Source organism: Methylobacterium brachythecii (assembly GCF_014196345.1).
Taxonomy (GTDB): domain Bacteria; phylum Pseudomonadota; class Alphaproteobacteria; order Rhizobiales; family Beijerinckiaceae; genus Methylobacterium; species Methylobacterium brachythecii.
On sequence record NZ_JACIDN010000001.1, the window covers coordinates 135,338 to 149,004 of the forward strand.

Sequence of the window (13,667 nt, forward strand, 5' to 3'; positions counted from 1 at the left end):
CTCGCGATTACATGCGCCGGTAAACTCGGAGCCCGCCGCCTTGTCGACCATACCCATCTTCGAGACCGTCGCCGCCTTGCGCGAGCAGACTGGTGCCTGGCACGGCAGAGGCGACCGGATCGTATTGGTCCCGACCATGGGAGCGCTGCATGAGGGTCATCTTGCCCTCATCGCCCATGCCAGGACGCTCGGTGAACGTGTCGTGGCGAGCATCTTCGTGAACCCGACCCAGTTCGGCCCAACGGAGGACTTTTCACGCTATCCGCGCACTGTGGAGGCCGACCTCGCCGCACTCGCGCAGGCTGGGGCCGATGCGGCCTATATGCCGGGCGCCGACGTGATGTATCCGCCGGGGTTTTCCAGCCGTATCGAGCCGGGTGGCCCGTCCGAAGGGCTGTGTGGCGAAGTCAGGCCGGGTCATTTCTCGGGTGTCGCCACGGTGGTGACGAAGCTGATCAACCAGACCCGAGCCGACGTCGCCTTGTTTGGCGAGAAGGACTTTCAGCAGCTTCAAGTCATCCGGCGAGTGGCACGTGATCTCGACCTGCCCGTCTCGATCGCCGGAATGCCGACGATCCGCGAAGCAGACGGGCTCGCGCTATCCTCGCGCAACCGCTACCTGAACGAAGCGGAGCGAAGCATTGCCCCACGCCTCCATGCCGTGCTGGCTAAGGCTGCCGAAAGGCTCGCCGGGGGAGACATGGCCGCTCCTGTCCTCGCTGACAGCATCGAAGCTTTGAAAGCTAGTGGGTTCGGGCCGGTGCAGTATTTCGAACTGCGCGACACCGAGACCCTTCTCCCCGTCTCCCAGCTCGAACGTCCTGCTCGCCTCCTGACGGCGGCCTATCTCGGCACAACCCGCTTGATCGACAACGTCGCAGTCCTGCCGAAGGCCTGACTGCGCCTCTGGATCTGACTTGTGATTCTACCGATACCTCATCCTGAGCGAGGTCACGGATTCAAGCCGCTGCCGAGCCTGTGTTGCGCGAAAAAATCGAGCATGGCGCGCGAAGCGTCCGGTCCAAGCGGGTCAGTGTAGCTGCCGGTCGAACTGCCGCCGGACCAGGCGTGCCCGGACCCATCGACTCGCCAGGATTCGGCCTGAACCTGGCCGTCAGTGTCTCGATAAAGCGTCCGGGTGTAGCGATGACCACCGGGTCTCGTCCCACTCTCGCTGCTCTGGGACAGGCTGTCGATGCCCGCTTGAGCCAATACCTCTTCGCCGTTGCGCGGGTTGACCGTCGTATCGTTCCCGCCATGGAAGACGATGGTGGGAACGCGGACGGATTGTGTCGCCTGCGCCGTGCCGAAACCTGACTCGCCACCGGGCAATTCGGCTCCTGGTGCTCCGGCCCGCATGGCCATCAACGCCGAAGTCAGGTCGCGGGCACATCCTGCCGCCAGTCCCGAATGGACGCCTACCCCGGCGAAAACATCTGGATAGGCCCGCGCGATGTTGGCTGCTGCTGCACCACCGGCCGACAAACCGGCGACGTAGACTCTCAGCGGGTCAATTGGATGCTCGGCGATAATCGCGCGGGTCAACCCAGCAATGATTCCCGCCTCGCCACGCTCACGACCCTGATCCCGGGTCTCGAACCAATTCCAGCATTTCTGTGCGTTGGCGCCCCGAGTCTGACCCGGATAGGCGACGTAGATCCCATCCTCTTGTGCCAGTTCGTTCATGCGCGTACCGGCCGCGAAATCATCGGGCGATTGCGTGCAGCCGTGAAGCATGACGACGAGAGGACGCGGGCCGGCATGGCCCGATGGAATGAACAGTTTGTAGTCCCGAGCGCCTGCGACATTGCTGAAACTCCGAGCGACGAAATGCTCGTTGGGGCGACTCTCGGGTTCCGGTTGAAGACCGTGAAACTCGAACCCTTTCAACCCCTTGACGACCGGAACTCCACGTAAACCGCGTAGCAATTGGCCCAGTCCTTCACGGAGGCGTTCAGGCAATATCGCTGCGTGACGATCGGCCTGTGTTGTCCTCGATCCCGTAGTGTCTCCTGCTTCCAAACCGCTCGAAAGGCTGCGTTGGATCAGCGCCGACGCTTTGCCGAGGCGTCCTCCGCGAGCAAGCCGAGTGGCTTCCGTGAGATCAGCAAGGTTTGGCATTTTGAAACCGCGTTCGGTCATCAGATCGCTTTCCGTCATTGCCTGTAGCCTCAGCGCGAGACGTCTGCGCTCGGAAGAAAATGGAAGATGTCGTGAAGGGTCAGCGCAGGCGATCGGCCAGCGCTTCACGGACCGCCGGGCTGGCTTGCAGGCTGCCGAGCACTTCGATCGAGTTGATCGTCGCGCGAGCAAGATCCGGTGATATGTCGGCTTCAATTACCGCGAGTCCGAGTACGCGGATGTCGAGCATCTCACCAGCCGCGAACAGTATCTCCAGTTCGGACCGCCGGTAATGCCTGAGCCCGAGTTCAACGCTCTTTCGAGCCATCGACTGCCTAGTCAGGTCGGCGTGACGCTCGGCCTGATTGCGGATTGCAGTGCGGATGAAGTCGCTGCGGTTGGCATAGACGCCTTCCGATACGAGCAGATCGATATGTCCCAAGTCGACATAGCCGAGGTTGATCGTAACCTTCTCGGTGTCGCCTGCCTTTGAAACCGCTTGCCGCATCCAACCAGCTCCAAACCATCCAATGGGATGGTATATGGAGGGTGTATGCTGCAGTGCAAGATAGCCATCAACGATGGTGGACTCAGTATGACGTGCTCGAACCGCTCGCTCGGTCAGCCTGCTTTTTTCTCACCGAGATAGTCGCGCCAGATCGCGTTTTCTCCGAGCGTTCCTATGAAGGCCGTATGGTGCTCGCTTTCATTCTCGGTCAGCCGGCTGCGTATCGTTCGTGAGGCGATCACGGAGTCTTCGCCCCGTACGGTCGACGTCATTCCGTCGGATTCCACAGCATCGGCAATGACGGTCGCAAGCCCCAGGCTCGTCTGCTTGCCACCGAGAAGTTCAACATAGACTTCCGCCAGGATCTCGGCATCGAGCAGCGCCCCATGCTTCGTCCGTTTGGTGTTGTCGATGCCGTAGCGGTTGCACAAAGCATCGAGATTGTTGGCAGCACCCGGATGACGCCGTCGAGCCAGGGTCAGCGTGTCCACGACCTCTTCGAGGGCGATAGGTTGCGGTGCAGACGGTTTTAGCCGAGCATATTCCATGTTGAGGAAGCCGACGTCGAAAGCTGCGTTGTGGATCACCAAGCGTGCATCGCCGCAGAAATCGAGAAAAGCATCGACGATGTCGGCGAATAACGGCTTGTCGGAGAGGAACGCGTCGGACAGGCCATGGACCGCAAAGGCGCCTTCCGACACCGCGCGCTGAGGGTTCACGAAACGGTGGAACGTCTTGCCGGTGCGAATGTGATTGATCAGCTCGACGCAACCGATCTCGATCAGCCGGTCGCCACCCTTCGCATCCGTACCAGTGGTCTCGGTATCGAGAACGATTTCACGCAGCATGACTTTGGATTTCGCTTAGGAGGCCAGGCAAGCAATCCTATCCCGAATCCGTCAGCCGCGCGATGAGCGCGACGATTTCGGCCTCGGCATGAGCAAAACCGAGGCTGGTATCGATCACGATATCCGCCCGAAATCGTTTTTCGGCATCCGGCATCTGCTTGGCGATGATCGTATCGAACGCGGCCTGCGTCATACCTGGGCGAGCGAGTACTCTAGCACGCTGCACCTCAGAAGGAGCGCTGACAACAAGGACCGCATCACAGCGTTTGTCGGCACCGGTTTCGAAAAGAAGCGGAACATCGAGAACGACAAGTGACGCGTTCGCGTGCTGTTCGAGAAACGCGCGATTCTCATTTCTAACCAACGGATGAACCAAGGCCTCGAGGCGCCGCAGAGCATCCGGTTGGTCGAGTATAATCTGGCGAAGCTGATCTCGGTCCACCGCGCCATCCGGCTTCAGACTTCCCGGAAAAGTCTTTCCGATTGCCTGAGCCACTGCGCCGCCAGCAGCATAGAGGCGATGAACAGCCGCATCCGCATCGTAGACTGGTATGCCATGCTTGGCGAAAAGACCCGCGGTCGCGGATTTCCCCATACCAATCGAACCGGTAAGTCCCAGCACGACCCGTGATTGATCGCGTCCCGGCTCGCTCATCGTGCAAGATCGGCTACGATCAGATCGCGGAGCTCGGACGTGACCTGCGGCCGAATACCGAACCATGCTTCGAAACCCGGCACGGCTTGGTGAAGCAGCATCCCAAGACCATCCACGACCGACAACCCTCGGGCACGTGCGTTCGCAAGAAGCGTTGTCTCGAGAGGAGCATAAACGATGTCTGCAACTGCTGCCGTGGACGGTAAGCTGTTGAGATCGAGCTCAAGCATCGGATGCCCCGTCATGCCGAGCGAGGTCGTGTTAACAAGAAGACCTACCTCCGCAAGTCGCTTCGGCAAAGCGCTCCAATCGACCACTTCGATCCGTTCGGGATCGATTGTGACCAGAGCACAGGCACGATCGAAGCTTCGATTCGCGATCACGATTCGATCGATTCCGCGCTCCGCAAGTCCCGCGACAACGGCTCGTGCCGCTCCACCGGCGCCCAGAACGACAGCCGTTCCACCGGAACATTGCAGCCAATGAGGACCGAGCGACTGATCAAGATGTGCAATGAAGCCCGGCGCATCGGTATTGTCGCCGAGAATACCGTTATTATCGACGACCAACGTATTGACTGCACCGATCTTTTGGGCTCTCGGCGTCAACCTATCGGCCAAGCGATATGCAGCTTCTTTGTGGGGAATGGTAACGTTGCCGCCGGCAAACCCGGTTTGCGCCAGCTTCTGAATGAATGCTTCGAATTCTTCGGGAGGAACATCGACACGCTCGTAAGAGCCTTCGATTCCGAGATGTCGCAGCCAATATCCGTGGATCAGCGGTGATCGCGAATGCGCGATCGGATGCCCGACAACAAAGGCCTTGCGCATCACGCCTCGCATTCTGCAGGCAATGTACAATCACCGATACCGATTCGTTCTATCTGAAGTGTCGCATGCGCGATGCCAAAGGTCTCACGCAGCTCTCGGGCGGTTTCACGTAGAAAATCGTCGGATAACAGTGCCCTTTCAGTGACGAGGTGCGCTGTCAAAGCGATCTCAGTGGTACTCATCGACCAAATATGCAGATCATGAAGGCTTGAAATCCCCGGACGATTTTTCAAAACAGCGTGAACGGCAGCCGCATCAATGTTGGGCGGGACGGCTGAAAGTGCCATCCCCAGGCTATCGCGCAGAAGTCCCCAGGTGCTCCAGATGATCAGCACTGCGATGACGAGACTGACGAAAGGGTCAATCCAATCGAATCCGGTAGCGAGGATGATAAGACCAGACACAACGACGCCGAGCGACACCACTGCATCCGCCATCATGTGCAGATAGGCGCCACGAATGTTAATGTCGCTCCGCCCACCGGATGCGAAAAGCCACGCTGTAAAACCATTGATCGCGATACCGATCGCAGCCACGATCATGACCGTCGTGCCCACGACAGGTTGTGGTGTAAGAAGGCGCTGCACTGCTTCCAGAATGATCGCTCCCGTCGCAATCAGGAGGAAGACCGCATTGAACAACGCTGCCAGAATCGAAGAACCTCGCAAACCATAGGTAAAGCGGGGACTCGGCCGTCTCTTTACCAGCACCGAAGCAATCCAAGCCGCCGTGAGACCGAGGACATCCGACAGATTGTGGCCGGCATCGGCGACAAGAGCCATGGAATTGCTCAGAATCCCATAACCAGCTTCGATAACAACGAACCCGAGATTTAGAGTAATACCGATCGCAAAGGCCGGACCAAAATTCTTCGGTGAGTGACGATGGCCTGCCGATCCATGATCGTGACCTTCATGATGGGCGTGATCATGGTGCGCGATATTCGGCATTCGAGATTCCGTCATGCGATCGCCAGAGCACCCATCATGCGGAGCTTGGCCAGCAGTGGGATCAGCGGCAAACCGAGCACCGTTGAATGATCCCCTTCGACCCGTTCGAACAAATGGATACCGAGCCCTTCGAGTTGGTAACCGCCGACACTCGATGTTACCCGATCTTCACCCGCCAAAAGAAGATAGGCTGCGATCGCTTCCGCATTGAGACAGCGCATGCTGAGCCATGCCGTGTCATGAAAAACCTCCGATTTTCCATCCGCGACAACGGCGACAGCAGAGTGCAAAGCGTGTCTCCGTCCTTGAAGACGGTCGATATGCCTGTGCGCTTCTGTCAAATCGGCGGCCTTGTGAAGAACCACCCCATCGACGTCCAGAACCTGATCTGCACCGATCGTGATACAATCCGGATGGCGACCCGCAACCTCTCTTGCTTTCGCCTCTGCAAGAGTATGCGCGAGATTAATCGGGTTCAGACCTTGTAACTCCGCCTCGATCGCTCGTTCATCGACCGAAGGCTTGACGACCCGCGCTACGAGGCCAGCATTGGCCAAAAGCTCAGCTCTCGTTCGGCTGCCAGAAGCAAGAATAAGCGCTGTCTTCGGCAACCAGAGATGTCCTGGAGTATCGGACATTACTGGTTCACGTCGCGATGAATTTGAGCCGATGTTCGCGATACAGATCGAGGATCGCAGCGGCGGTCTCTTCGATCGAACGTCGCGTTACATCAATCGTCGGCCAGCGCTGTTTTGCGCAGAGCCGGCGTGACGCAGCAATTTCGTCCGCAACAGCATCGCGGTCGATGTACATCGAGTTATCGTCGGCCTTGAGGCTGAGTAGCCGGTTCTGACGGATGTGGACGATGCGTTCAGGAGACGCGATCAACCCAACGACAAGTGGTTTTCGCGTTTCCGCAAGTGCCACGGGCAACGGCATTGACGGAACAAGTGGGAAATTCGCTGTCTTGAGACCGCGGTTTGCAAGATAAATCGATGTCGGTGTCTTCGATGTCCGGCTCACACCGACGAGCACGACATCCGCTTCGTCGATGTTCGGCGGCAAGTTGCCGTCATCATGTGCAAGCGTGAAATTCATTGCGTCGATGCGCTTGAAATACTCCGCATTCAGCATGTGCTGCGCACCTGGCCGAGCAGTCGAATTAGCTCCGAGATAGGAGCGCAGCAAAGCATGAACTGGCTGCAATACGTTCAGCGTGGGAGACCCGGTTTCACGACAGGCCTCTTCGAGGCGTGACATAAGCTCGTCGTCGACGAGCGTATAAAGCACGAGCCCAGGTGCAGCTTGAATCTCCGACACGACACGCTCGAGCTGTGCGCGCGACCGGACCAGCGGATAAACGTGTTCGATCGCAGAGACGCCCTCATACTGGGCGGCAGCTGCACGTCCCACATTGATCAGCGTCTCGCCTGTCGAATCCGACACGAGATGAAGATGGAAATAGCTGCGGCTCATCGCGAATTCGCTCTTTCCGCAAACAAGTTGAGAATGCTCGAACGGGTTGTCCCCAGCCTGAGTGACTGGGAGTCGATGAATGGGGATAAGCCGGGTTCCGGGAACGGTCCAGCCAGAGCAAGGAGTGTCTTGTCGACTCCCGCATCAACAATCCGTCGAGTCGAACTCGTGGAAGTGCAGGAATGGGAGAACCTGGGACGGTCTCGCTAAAAACCGTCTCGGTGATCGTTCAAGCCGCTGACATAGCTCGCGATTGCATCATACTAGAGCCGATCCGTTAAAACCCTCTTAACGGCGTGGCAATGGGGATGATCTGTGGACGGTTTTGTGGGCCCGTGACTCAGCCTCCAAGAGAAGAAACAGAGTCTAAGAGTCTCTTTTCTCTTTAGAAAAGGGCCTGTGTAGACAGGACCGCACTGAGTCCGGACGAGAAGGCTTTTCGCGAGGACGCTTGGCTGTATGCTTGGCGTTACGAAGAACGACGGGATCGGAACGCGCTATGGTTGGGGGGAGGACGGAGGATCGGAAGGTCCTGCGGGTGCTGTCGGGCGAAGCGATCTCGCCACCGCCGGCCTGGATGATGCGCCAGGCTGGACGATATCTGCCCGAATATCGTGAGACCCGTGCCCAGGCCGGCTCCTTTCTCGATCTCTGCTACAATCCTGCCTTTGCCACCGAAGTGACGCTCCAACCCATTCGCCGCTTCGGTTTCGAGGCGTCGATCCTATTCTCCGATATTCTCGTGGTCCCTCACGCATTGGGTCAAGGGGTGAGGTTCGTCGAAGGAGAAGGCCCGCAGCTCGATGCAATGGCCGGCCGAGCAGAGTTTGATCGCTTGCGTGAAGCAGAGGATCCGACAATCTTCTCGCATCTCGCTCCGGTTTTCGAGGCGGTTTCGAGCATCCGGGCCGCACTGCCACATGAGACAACATTACTCGGCTTCTGCGGAGCTCCTTGGACGGTAGCGAGCTACATGATTGGTGGTCGAGGCACACCCGATCTAGCTCCAGCAAGAGCATTGGCTGGAGCGGATCCCGAACTCGTGGAGTCGTTGATCGACCGGCTCGTGCAGGTGCAGACGGAATATCTTATCCGGCAGTTCCAGGCAGGAGCCGATGCGGTTCAGATCTTCGAATCGCATGCGGGGGTACTGCCAGAAGGAGGGGACTCCTTAGCGCGTTGGTCGCTGTTGCCGATTGCGCGAATGATCCAAGGCGTCCGTAAGCACGTACCCGATGCTAAGATCATCGTTTTCTGCCGTGGTTCGGGTTTGGACGGCCATATGCGGGTCGTGCCGGAAACTGGCGCCAGCGCTGTTGGCGTCGATTGGAGTGTCGATCTCGCGGCCTTGCGAGCGCGTCTACCCGAGACGACGGTAACGCAGGGCAACCTGCATCCTGAAACGCTGATAGAGGGTGGCGTGGCGTTGGATGCCGAGGTGGATGGCATCCTGGAAGCAACACGCGGTCTGCCGCATATTTTCAATCTCGGTCACGGCATCACGCCGCAGACGCCTATCGTCCATGTCGAGCAAATGTTAGCGCGGCTCAGGCGAAAATGAACGGCCCTCGACGGTTGGAGGTAAGGCGAGCTAAGGACAAGGCGAGCGGCTCGACCGCCTGTTAAGCCGGAGCCTCCCGAGCCCGTGGACAACCTCTACCTCTGGATCAAGGCCGGTCACGTCGTTTCGCTGATCGCCTGGATGGCGGCGATGCTCTACCTGCCGCGTCTCTTCGTTTACCACGCAGGTTTGCCTGCTGGGTCCGAAGTACAGTCGGCAACGTTCAAGATCATGGAGCGCCGGCTGCTCAAGGCGATCATGACGCCGGCAATGATCCTCACCTGGATTTTCGGCATCATCCTGGCAGTGAAGAGCGGCTACTACACGTCGTACTGGCTCCAGATGAAGTTTCTACTCGTCTTGGTGATGAGCGGTATTCACGGCTGGCTGTCGAAGATGGTGAAAGATTTTGCTGCCGATCGAAATCGTCGTGGCGACCGATTCTACCGCGTCGTCAACGAGGTGCCGACATTGCTGATGATCCTCATCGTCATCCTGGCGGTGGTGAAGCCCGGTGGTTGAGCCGTTCGATCCAGTTGTAACTTGAGGAATCGTCAATGCTGCGCTGTCTTGGTCTTGCTTTCGTCATGACGTTGGCGGGATCGGGCGTTGCCCTGGCGGCGAGCTTCCCCTGCGAGAAGGCCGAAACGCCGGATGAGAAAGCCATCTGCACCACGCCGAGCCTCAACGACCGTGACGTCGAGCTCGCCGTGCGCTTCGAGATCCTGAAAGAGGTCCTGGCGATGGGCAACCGTGCTCAACTGCAGGACGATCAGGAGACTTGGCTCAAGGAGCGTCGTGCCTGTGCGGCCGACGTCACTTGCTTACGACAAGCCTACGAGACGCGTCTCAAGGTCCTTCGTGGCGTGTTTTCGGAATTCGCCAAACAGGGTCCGCAATAACTCACCTTGATCGCGTACGTCGTCGTTCCAGTCTGGCAAAATGCGTGGTGGAACGACGTCCGGCCGGCTCGGATCAGAACCCTACCGGCCGTCCTGCCGCCACTACCAGCATCTTGCCGTCTGCGAATGTCCGTGCGCTGGCGCGGCGAATATCGGCCTGGGTTACGGCAGCCACCATGTCGTTGCGGCGGGCGATGTAATCCATGCCGAGGCCTTCGAAGGCGATCTGCACGAGCTGGTTGGCGATCTTGGTCGAGGTATCGAAGCTCAGGGCATAGGAACCGGTGAGGTAATCCTTGGCTTTCTGCAATTCCTCGTCCGAAGGACCGTCTTGGATCAACCGGGAGATCTCGTCACCGATCACGTCGAGCGCTTCGACGACGCGCTCGTTCTTGGTGGCGGTATAGCCCCAGGTCATGGCGACGGCCCGGTGCGAGGTCAGGGAGGTGCCGACCGAGTAGGCGAGGCCACGTTTCTCACGCACTTCCTGAAACAGGCGAGAGGTGAAGGCACCACCGCCCAGAATGTGGTTCAGGACATAGGCCGGGATGAAGTCGGGATCGCGCCAGGCGACACCGCCGAGGCCGAAGCGGATCACCGATTGCGGCACGTCGAGATCGACGACGATCCGGCGGCCAAGTTCATGGATGTGCGTGGAGGGAATCGCCTTCAGCGCGGTCGTTTCGGGCAACCCGCCAAAAGCCTTTTCCAACATCTTGGCGACGCCCTCGGCCTCGATGGCACCGACGACGGCCACTTTGAGGCCGCCGCGGCCGATCAGGGCGCGGTGCATGGCGACGAGGTCGTCGCGGGTAATGGCAGCCAGGCTTTCTAGGGTGCCGGCGGAGGGGCGGCCATAAGCATGGCCGGGAAACGCCTCTCGGAAATAACGGCGAGAGGCCATCACACCCGGATCGTTCTGCTGGTAGCGCAGGCTCGCGATCATCTGCGAACGCACACGCTCAATCGCGACTGGATCGAATTGCGGTTCGGCCAGAGCCAAAGCCGTGAGGCGGATCGCCTCGTCGGCATGCTTGACCAGCATCTTCAATGACCCGCCGACGGAATCAGGGCCGGCATGGAAATGCAGCTCGATCGCCCGCGCGGCCAGCGCCTCTTGGAACGCGTCAGAGCCGAGATCGCCGGCGCCCTCGTCGAGAAGACGGGCGAGCATTTGGGCGGTGCCGGCTTTCCCATCCGGATCCTGCGCAGCGCCACCCTCGAATGTGAAGGCGATCGCAATCATCGGGACGAGGGGCGAGGGAACGTACCAAGCCTCGATGCCGCGGGCGGCCGGTACCGGCATCGCCTGGGTTGGCGACGACGCGGTGCGGATGCCAGTCTCGGCGATGGTCATCGAAAACAGTCCTTAGGCGTTTCGAATCCGGGTCGGCCTGATGGCCACCGAAACAGTCAGGAGGCGACCGGCGCGTCCGATTCTCGGTCGTTGGTGAGGTAGCCGGTGACGGAACGCGAGGGCACGAGGTATCGCTCCGCGACAGCGGACAACCGGTCCCGCGTCACCGCCTCGATGTCGGTTGGCCAGCGGCGGACCTCGTCTACGCTCTCGCCGATGGCGAGCGCCGCACCGTAGATCCGCGCCAACGAGGACTGGCTATCGGAAGAGTAGATCGTCTCGGCCACGAGGCGGGTCTTGGCCCGCTCGATTGCTTCGGGTGACAGCGCTTCGCTGATACCGCGCAAGGCACGGTCGACGTGGTCTTCGAGCTGTTCGAGGCTCACGCCCTCGGCGGGTACGGCGTAGACCGAGAAACGGGTATCGTCGATCGCGGAGCCCATGTACCAGGCGCCGGCATTCACGGCGATGCCGGTTTCCAGCACCAGTTTGCGGTAAAGGTAGGAGGTGGCCCCCCCTCCGATCACCTCGGCCAGCAATTCGAGGGCGTGGCATTCACCGTCCCGCGCGGTGATGCAGGAAGGCGTCAGGTAGAGGCGCTGTAGAGTCGGCTGCTCGACTTTTGGGTCGGCGACGCAGACGCGGCGTAACGCCTTCGGCTCGGGTTCGCGGGCACGATGGCGCCGGGGCCGGGCGCCATGCGGCGCGACCTTGCCGTAAGTGCTCTCGGCGAGCCGGCGGACCTCGTCGGAAGTGACGTCTCCGGCAACTACCAGGATGGCGTTCTCGGGTGTGTAGAACCGCTTGTAGTAGTCGATGGCGTGGTGCCGGTTCAGCTCTTCGATCTCGTGCATCCAGCCGATGATCGGGATTCCGTAGGGATGGTGCACGAAGAGCGAGGCAGCCATAGCTTCGGAGAGCTGGGCGTTCGGATCAGTCTCGACCCGCATGCGGCGCTCTTCCAGCACCACGTCGCGCTCGGGACCGACGACGTCGTCTGACAGGACCAGGCCGCCCATGCGGTCGGCCTCGAACTCCATCATGGTTGCGAGATGGTCGCGGGCGACGCGCTGGAAATAGGCTGTGTAATCATAGCTGGTGAAGGCGTTTTCCTGGCCGCCGAGCGAGGACACCGCTTTCGAAAAGGCGCCCGCCGGGTGCCGATCCGTGCCCTTGAACATCAGATGCTCGAGGAAGTGGGCGATGCCGGACTGGCCGAGCGGATCGTCCGCCGAACCGTTGCGGTACCAGATCATATGGGTTGCGACGGGCACGCGGTGATCGGGCACCACCACGACGTCGAGGCCGTTATCGAGCACGAAGGAGGAGACTTCCGGACCACCGGCCTCCGAGCCTCCGAACGGCGCTGCCTCCACGCGACCGGCATGCGCGAGGCCGCGCACCGGCCCGAGCAGGGCGTTGGCCTTCCGGGGGAGATACATCCTGACGTCCTTCGTGCGTCTGGTCTCGAGACGGGTCTCGCCCCGAACTGTCGCGAGGTTCGTTTGCCGGGGCAAGACCCGTACCGCAGGGTGTGACCTCTTGGCCACCCACGCGAATGACGAAAACCGAACCTTCGGTTGCCGAAACGGTCCGAACGCGCAGAACCAGGGCCGGAGCGCTAGTAACCGCCCTGCTTGCTCTGCTCGCGCATATAGGCGCGCGGATCGGCTTCCTCGTTACCACTGATTGAACCGCCCATCGGACCGTTCTGCGTCTTGACCGTCTTGATCGGCGCCTTGCGGTAGCCGTTCGGCGGATCGGTTAGGCCGTCACGATCTGGCTCGACGGTCGAGGGCTGAAGCTCGTCTTTCTTGCCGCCGAAAAGGGCGAGAGGATCGAACCAGCTCGAATCGCGGGCCTCACCCGGACGCGGCGCTGGATCACTCGACAGACCTGCGCCGGCACGCCGGCCACTGTTCATCTCGGCGGCTGACAGAGTTTCGTTGTTATCGTTCATGCGGCCCTGAGCGCCGCGCACGATCGGCTTGTTGGCCTCGCTCCTGGCACGTTCGCGCTGGGTCACCTCAGGATCCTTCGGCCAGGCCGGATCGGCCTGACGCGCCTGGGGTGTCGGAAGCGGCAGAGGCAGCGTCGGATCGGCGCTCGTCGTGTCGAGGGCCTTACCTTTCTGATGCTTCTTCGCGCTGGGATGGGCGCCGAGGGCCGGCGGCATCACCAAAGGTGCGCGCTCACGATAGGTGATTGGCGGGCGTTCCGGCTCGATCAGGCCGATGCTGCTCATAGCGTCGCGCATGAATTCGCCTTCGGCGGCACGAGCCGGGGCGCTTGTGAGGAGGCCGAGAACGAGACTGCTCGTGAAGACCGTGAGGATTCCGCGCTGCCCGCTCATTCTGCCCTCGAGTTTCGGTCGTTCGGCGCCGATGAAGGGAATCGCATCCGATGCGTGGGCGCCGAAGGTTTTCCGTGAGCCGGTTTTCGGGCGAAGGTAAGGCGTT

The 13,667-nt window shown here is 60.3% G+C and carries 15 protein-coding genes; 4 read left to right on the top strand and 11 right to left on the bottom strand.

Annotated features, from left to right (window positions below; genetic code table 11):
• The first annotated feature begins 40 nt into the window (after positions 1–40).
• On the top strand, positions 41–898 hold the full coding sequence (panC, locus tag GGR33_RS00590; RefSeq protein ID WP_183501447.1) for a pantoate--beta-alanine ligase: 858 nt from the start codon (positions 41–43) through the stop codon (positions 896–898).
• Positions 899–951: 53 nt separating this feature from the next.
• On the opposite strand, the gene GGR33_RS00595 is transcribed toward panC, so the two are convergent.
• From GGR33_RS00595 to GGR33_RS00630, 8 genes are all read right to left on the bottom strand, one after another.
• A complete protein-coding gene (locus GGR33_RS00595; RefSeq protein WP_183502088.1) occupies positions 952–2,142 on the bottom strand; it encodes an extracellular catalytic domain type 1 short-chain-length polyhydroxyalkanoate depolymerase in 1,191 nt (396 codons plus the stop codon).
• Positions 2,143–2,221: 79 nt separating this feature from the next.
• The gene (locus GGR33_RS00600) at positions 2,222–2,629 is read right to left on the bottom strand and encodes a CopG family transcriptional regulator (RefSeq protein ID WP_183501448.1); all 408 of its coding nucleotides are present in this window, start codon (positions 2,627–2,629) and stop codon (positions 2,222–2,224) included.
• A 113-nt stretch (positions 2,630–2,742) separates the two neighbouring features.
• Positions 2,743–3,477, bottom strand: coding sequence for a DNA polymerase III subunit epsilon (dnaQ, locus tag GGR33_RS00605; protein ID WP_183501449.1), 735 nt, complete (start codon positions 3,475–3,477; stop codon positions 2,743–2,745).
• Positions 3,478–3,514: 37 nt separating this feature from the next.
• The gene (gene coaE / locus GGR33_RS00610) at positions 3,515–4,132 is read right to left on the bottom strand and encodes a dephospho-CoA kinase (protein WP_183501450.1); all 618 of its coding nucleotides are present in this window, start codon (positions 4,130–4,132) and stop codon (positions 3,515–3,517) included.
• Positions 4,129–4,962 (bottom strand): shikimate dehydrogenase, encoded by an 834-nt coding sequence (locus GGR33_RS00615; RefSeq protein ID WP_183501451.1) that lies wholly within the window; start codon positions 4,960–4,962, stop codon positions 4,129–4,131. Before GGR33_RS00615 ends, coaE begins: the two co-directional genes overlap by 4 nt.
• Positions 4,962–5,912, bottom strand: coding sequence for a cation diffusion facilitator family transporter (locus GGR33_RS00620; protein ID WP_246412696.1), 951 nt, complete (start codon positions 5,910–5,912; stop codon positions 4,962–4,964). Before GGR33_RS00620 ends, GGR33_RS00615 begins: the two co-directional genes overlap by 1 nt.
• Before the next feature lie 11 nt (positions 5,913–5,923).
• Positions 5,924–6,550 carry a Maf family protein gene (locus GGR33_RS00625; protein WP_183501453.1) on the bottom strand — a complete coding sequence of 209 codons (627 nt, stop codon included), beginning with the start codon at positions 6,548–6,550 and terminating at the stop codon, positions 5,924–5,926.
• 7 nt (positions 6,551–6,557) lie between these two features.
• Positions 6,558–7,388 carry a pyruvate, water dikinase regulatory protein gene (locus GGR33_RS00630; RefSeq protein WP_183501454.1) on the bottom strand — a complete coding sequence of 277 codons (831 nt, stop codon included), beginning with the start codon at positions 7,386–7,388 and terminating at the stop codon, positions 6,558–6,560.
• Positions 7,389–7,887: 499 nt separating this feature from the next.
• Between GGR33_RS00630 and hemE the strand changes: the two genes are divergently transcribed.
• The 3 genes from hemE (at position 7,888) to GGR33_RS00645 (ending at position 9,851) form a co-directional block, all read left to right on the top strand.
• Positions 7,888–8,949 (top strand): uroporphyrinogen decarboxylase, encoded by a 1,062-nt coding sequence (gene hemE / locus GGR33_RS00635; RefSeq protein WP_183501455.1) that lies wholly within the window; start codon positions 7,888–7,890, stop codon positions 8,947–8,949.
• 84 nt (positions 8,950–9,033) lie between these two features.
• Entirely contained in the window at positions 9,034–9,471 is a 438-nt protein-coding gene (gene hemJ, locus GGR33_RS00640; protein WP_183501456.1) for a protoporphyrinogen oxidase HemJ, read from the top strand.
• Between the two features lie 38 nt (positions 9,472–9,509).
• Entirely contained in the window at positions 9,510–9,851 is a 342-nt protein-coding gene (locus GGR33_RS00645; RefSeq protein WP_425488734.1) for a lysozyme inhibitor LprI family protein, read from the top strand.
• A gap of 73 nt (positions 9,852–9,924) precedes the next feature.
• On the opposite strand, the gene GGR33_RS00650 is transcribed toward GGR33_RS00645, so the two are convergent.
• From GGR33_RS00650 to GGR33_RS00660, 3 genes are all read right to left on the bottom strand, one after another.
• On the bottom strand, positions 9,925–11,208 hold the full coding sequence (locus tag GGR33_RS00650; RefSeq protein WP_183501458.1) for a M16 family metallopeptidase: 1,284 nt from the start codon (positions 11,206–11,208) through the stop codon (positions 9,925–9,927).
• Positions 11,209–11,264: 56 nt separating this feature from the next.
• Positions 11,265–12,650: a M16 family metallopeptidase gene (locus tag GGR33_RS00655; RefSeq protein ID WP_183501459.1), complete on the bottom strand. Its 1,386-nt coding sequence runs from the start codon at positions 12,648–12,650 to the stop codon at positions 11,265–11,267.
• 179 nt (positions 12,651–12,829) lie between these two features.
• Positions 12,830–13,561 (bottom strand): hypothetical protein, encoded by a 732-nt coding sequence (locus tag GGR33_RS00660; protein WP_183501460.1) that lies wholly within the window; start codon positions 13,559–13,561, stop codon positions 12,830–12,832.
• Positions 13,562–13,667: the final 106 nt, after the last annotated feature.

Bases quoted from the DNA above. Each gene is read 5' to 3' on its own strand.
- GGR33_RS00595 (WP_183502088.1), bottom strand. From the start codon at position 2,142: ATGACCGAACGCGGTTTCAAAATGCCAAACCTTGCTGATCTCACGGAA.
- GGR33_RS00650 (WP_183501458.1), bottom strand. From the start codon at position 11,208: ATGACCATCGCCGAGACTGGCATCCGCACCGCGTCGTCGCCAACCCAG.
- dnaQ (WP_183501449.1), bottom strand. From the start codon at position 3,477: ATGCTGCGTGAAATCGTTCTCGATACCGAGACCACTGGTACGGATGCG.
- GGR33_RS00600 (WP_183501448.1), bottom strand. From the start codon at position 2,629: ATGCGGCAAGCGGTTTCAAAGGCAGGCGACACCGAGAAGGTTACGATC.
- GGR33_RS00620 (WP_246412696.1), bottom strand. From the start codon at position 5,912: ATGCCGAATATCGCGCACCATGATCACGCCCATCATGAAGGTCACGAT.
- GGR33_RS00660 (WP_183501460.1), bottom strand. From the start codon at position 13,561: ATGAGCGGGCAGCGCGGAATCCTCACGGTCTTCACGAGCAGTCTCGTT.
- GGR33_RS00615 (WP_183501451.1), bottom strand. From the start codon at position 4,962: ATGCGCAAGGCCTTTGTTGTCGGGCATCCGATCGCGCATTCGCGATCA.
- GGR33_RS00655 (WP_183501459.1), bottom strand. From the start codon at position 12,650: ATGTATCTCCCCCGGAAGGCCAACGCCCTGCTCGGGCCGGTGCGCGGC.
- GGR33_RS00630 (WP_183501454.1), bottom strand. From the start codon at position 7,388: ATGAGCCGCAGCTATTTCCATCTTCATCTCGTGTCGGATTCGACAGGC.
- hemE (WP_183501455.1), top strand. From the start codon at position 7,888: ATGGTTGGGGGGAGGACGGAGGATCGGAAGGTCCTGCGGGTGCTGTCG.
- coaE (WP_183501450.1), bottom strand. From the start codon at position 4,132: ATGAGCGAGCCGGGACGCGATCAATCACGGGTCGTGCTGGGACTTACC.
- GGR33_RS00625 (WP_183501453.1), bottom strand. From the start codon at position 6,550: ATGTCCGATACTCCAGGACATCTCTGGTTGCCGAAGACAGCGCTTATT.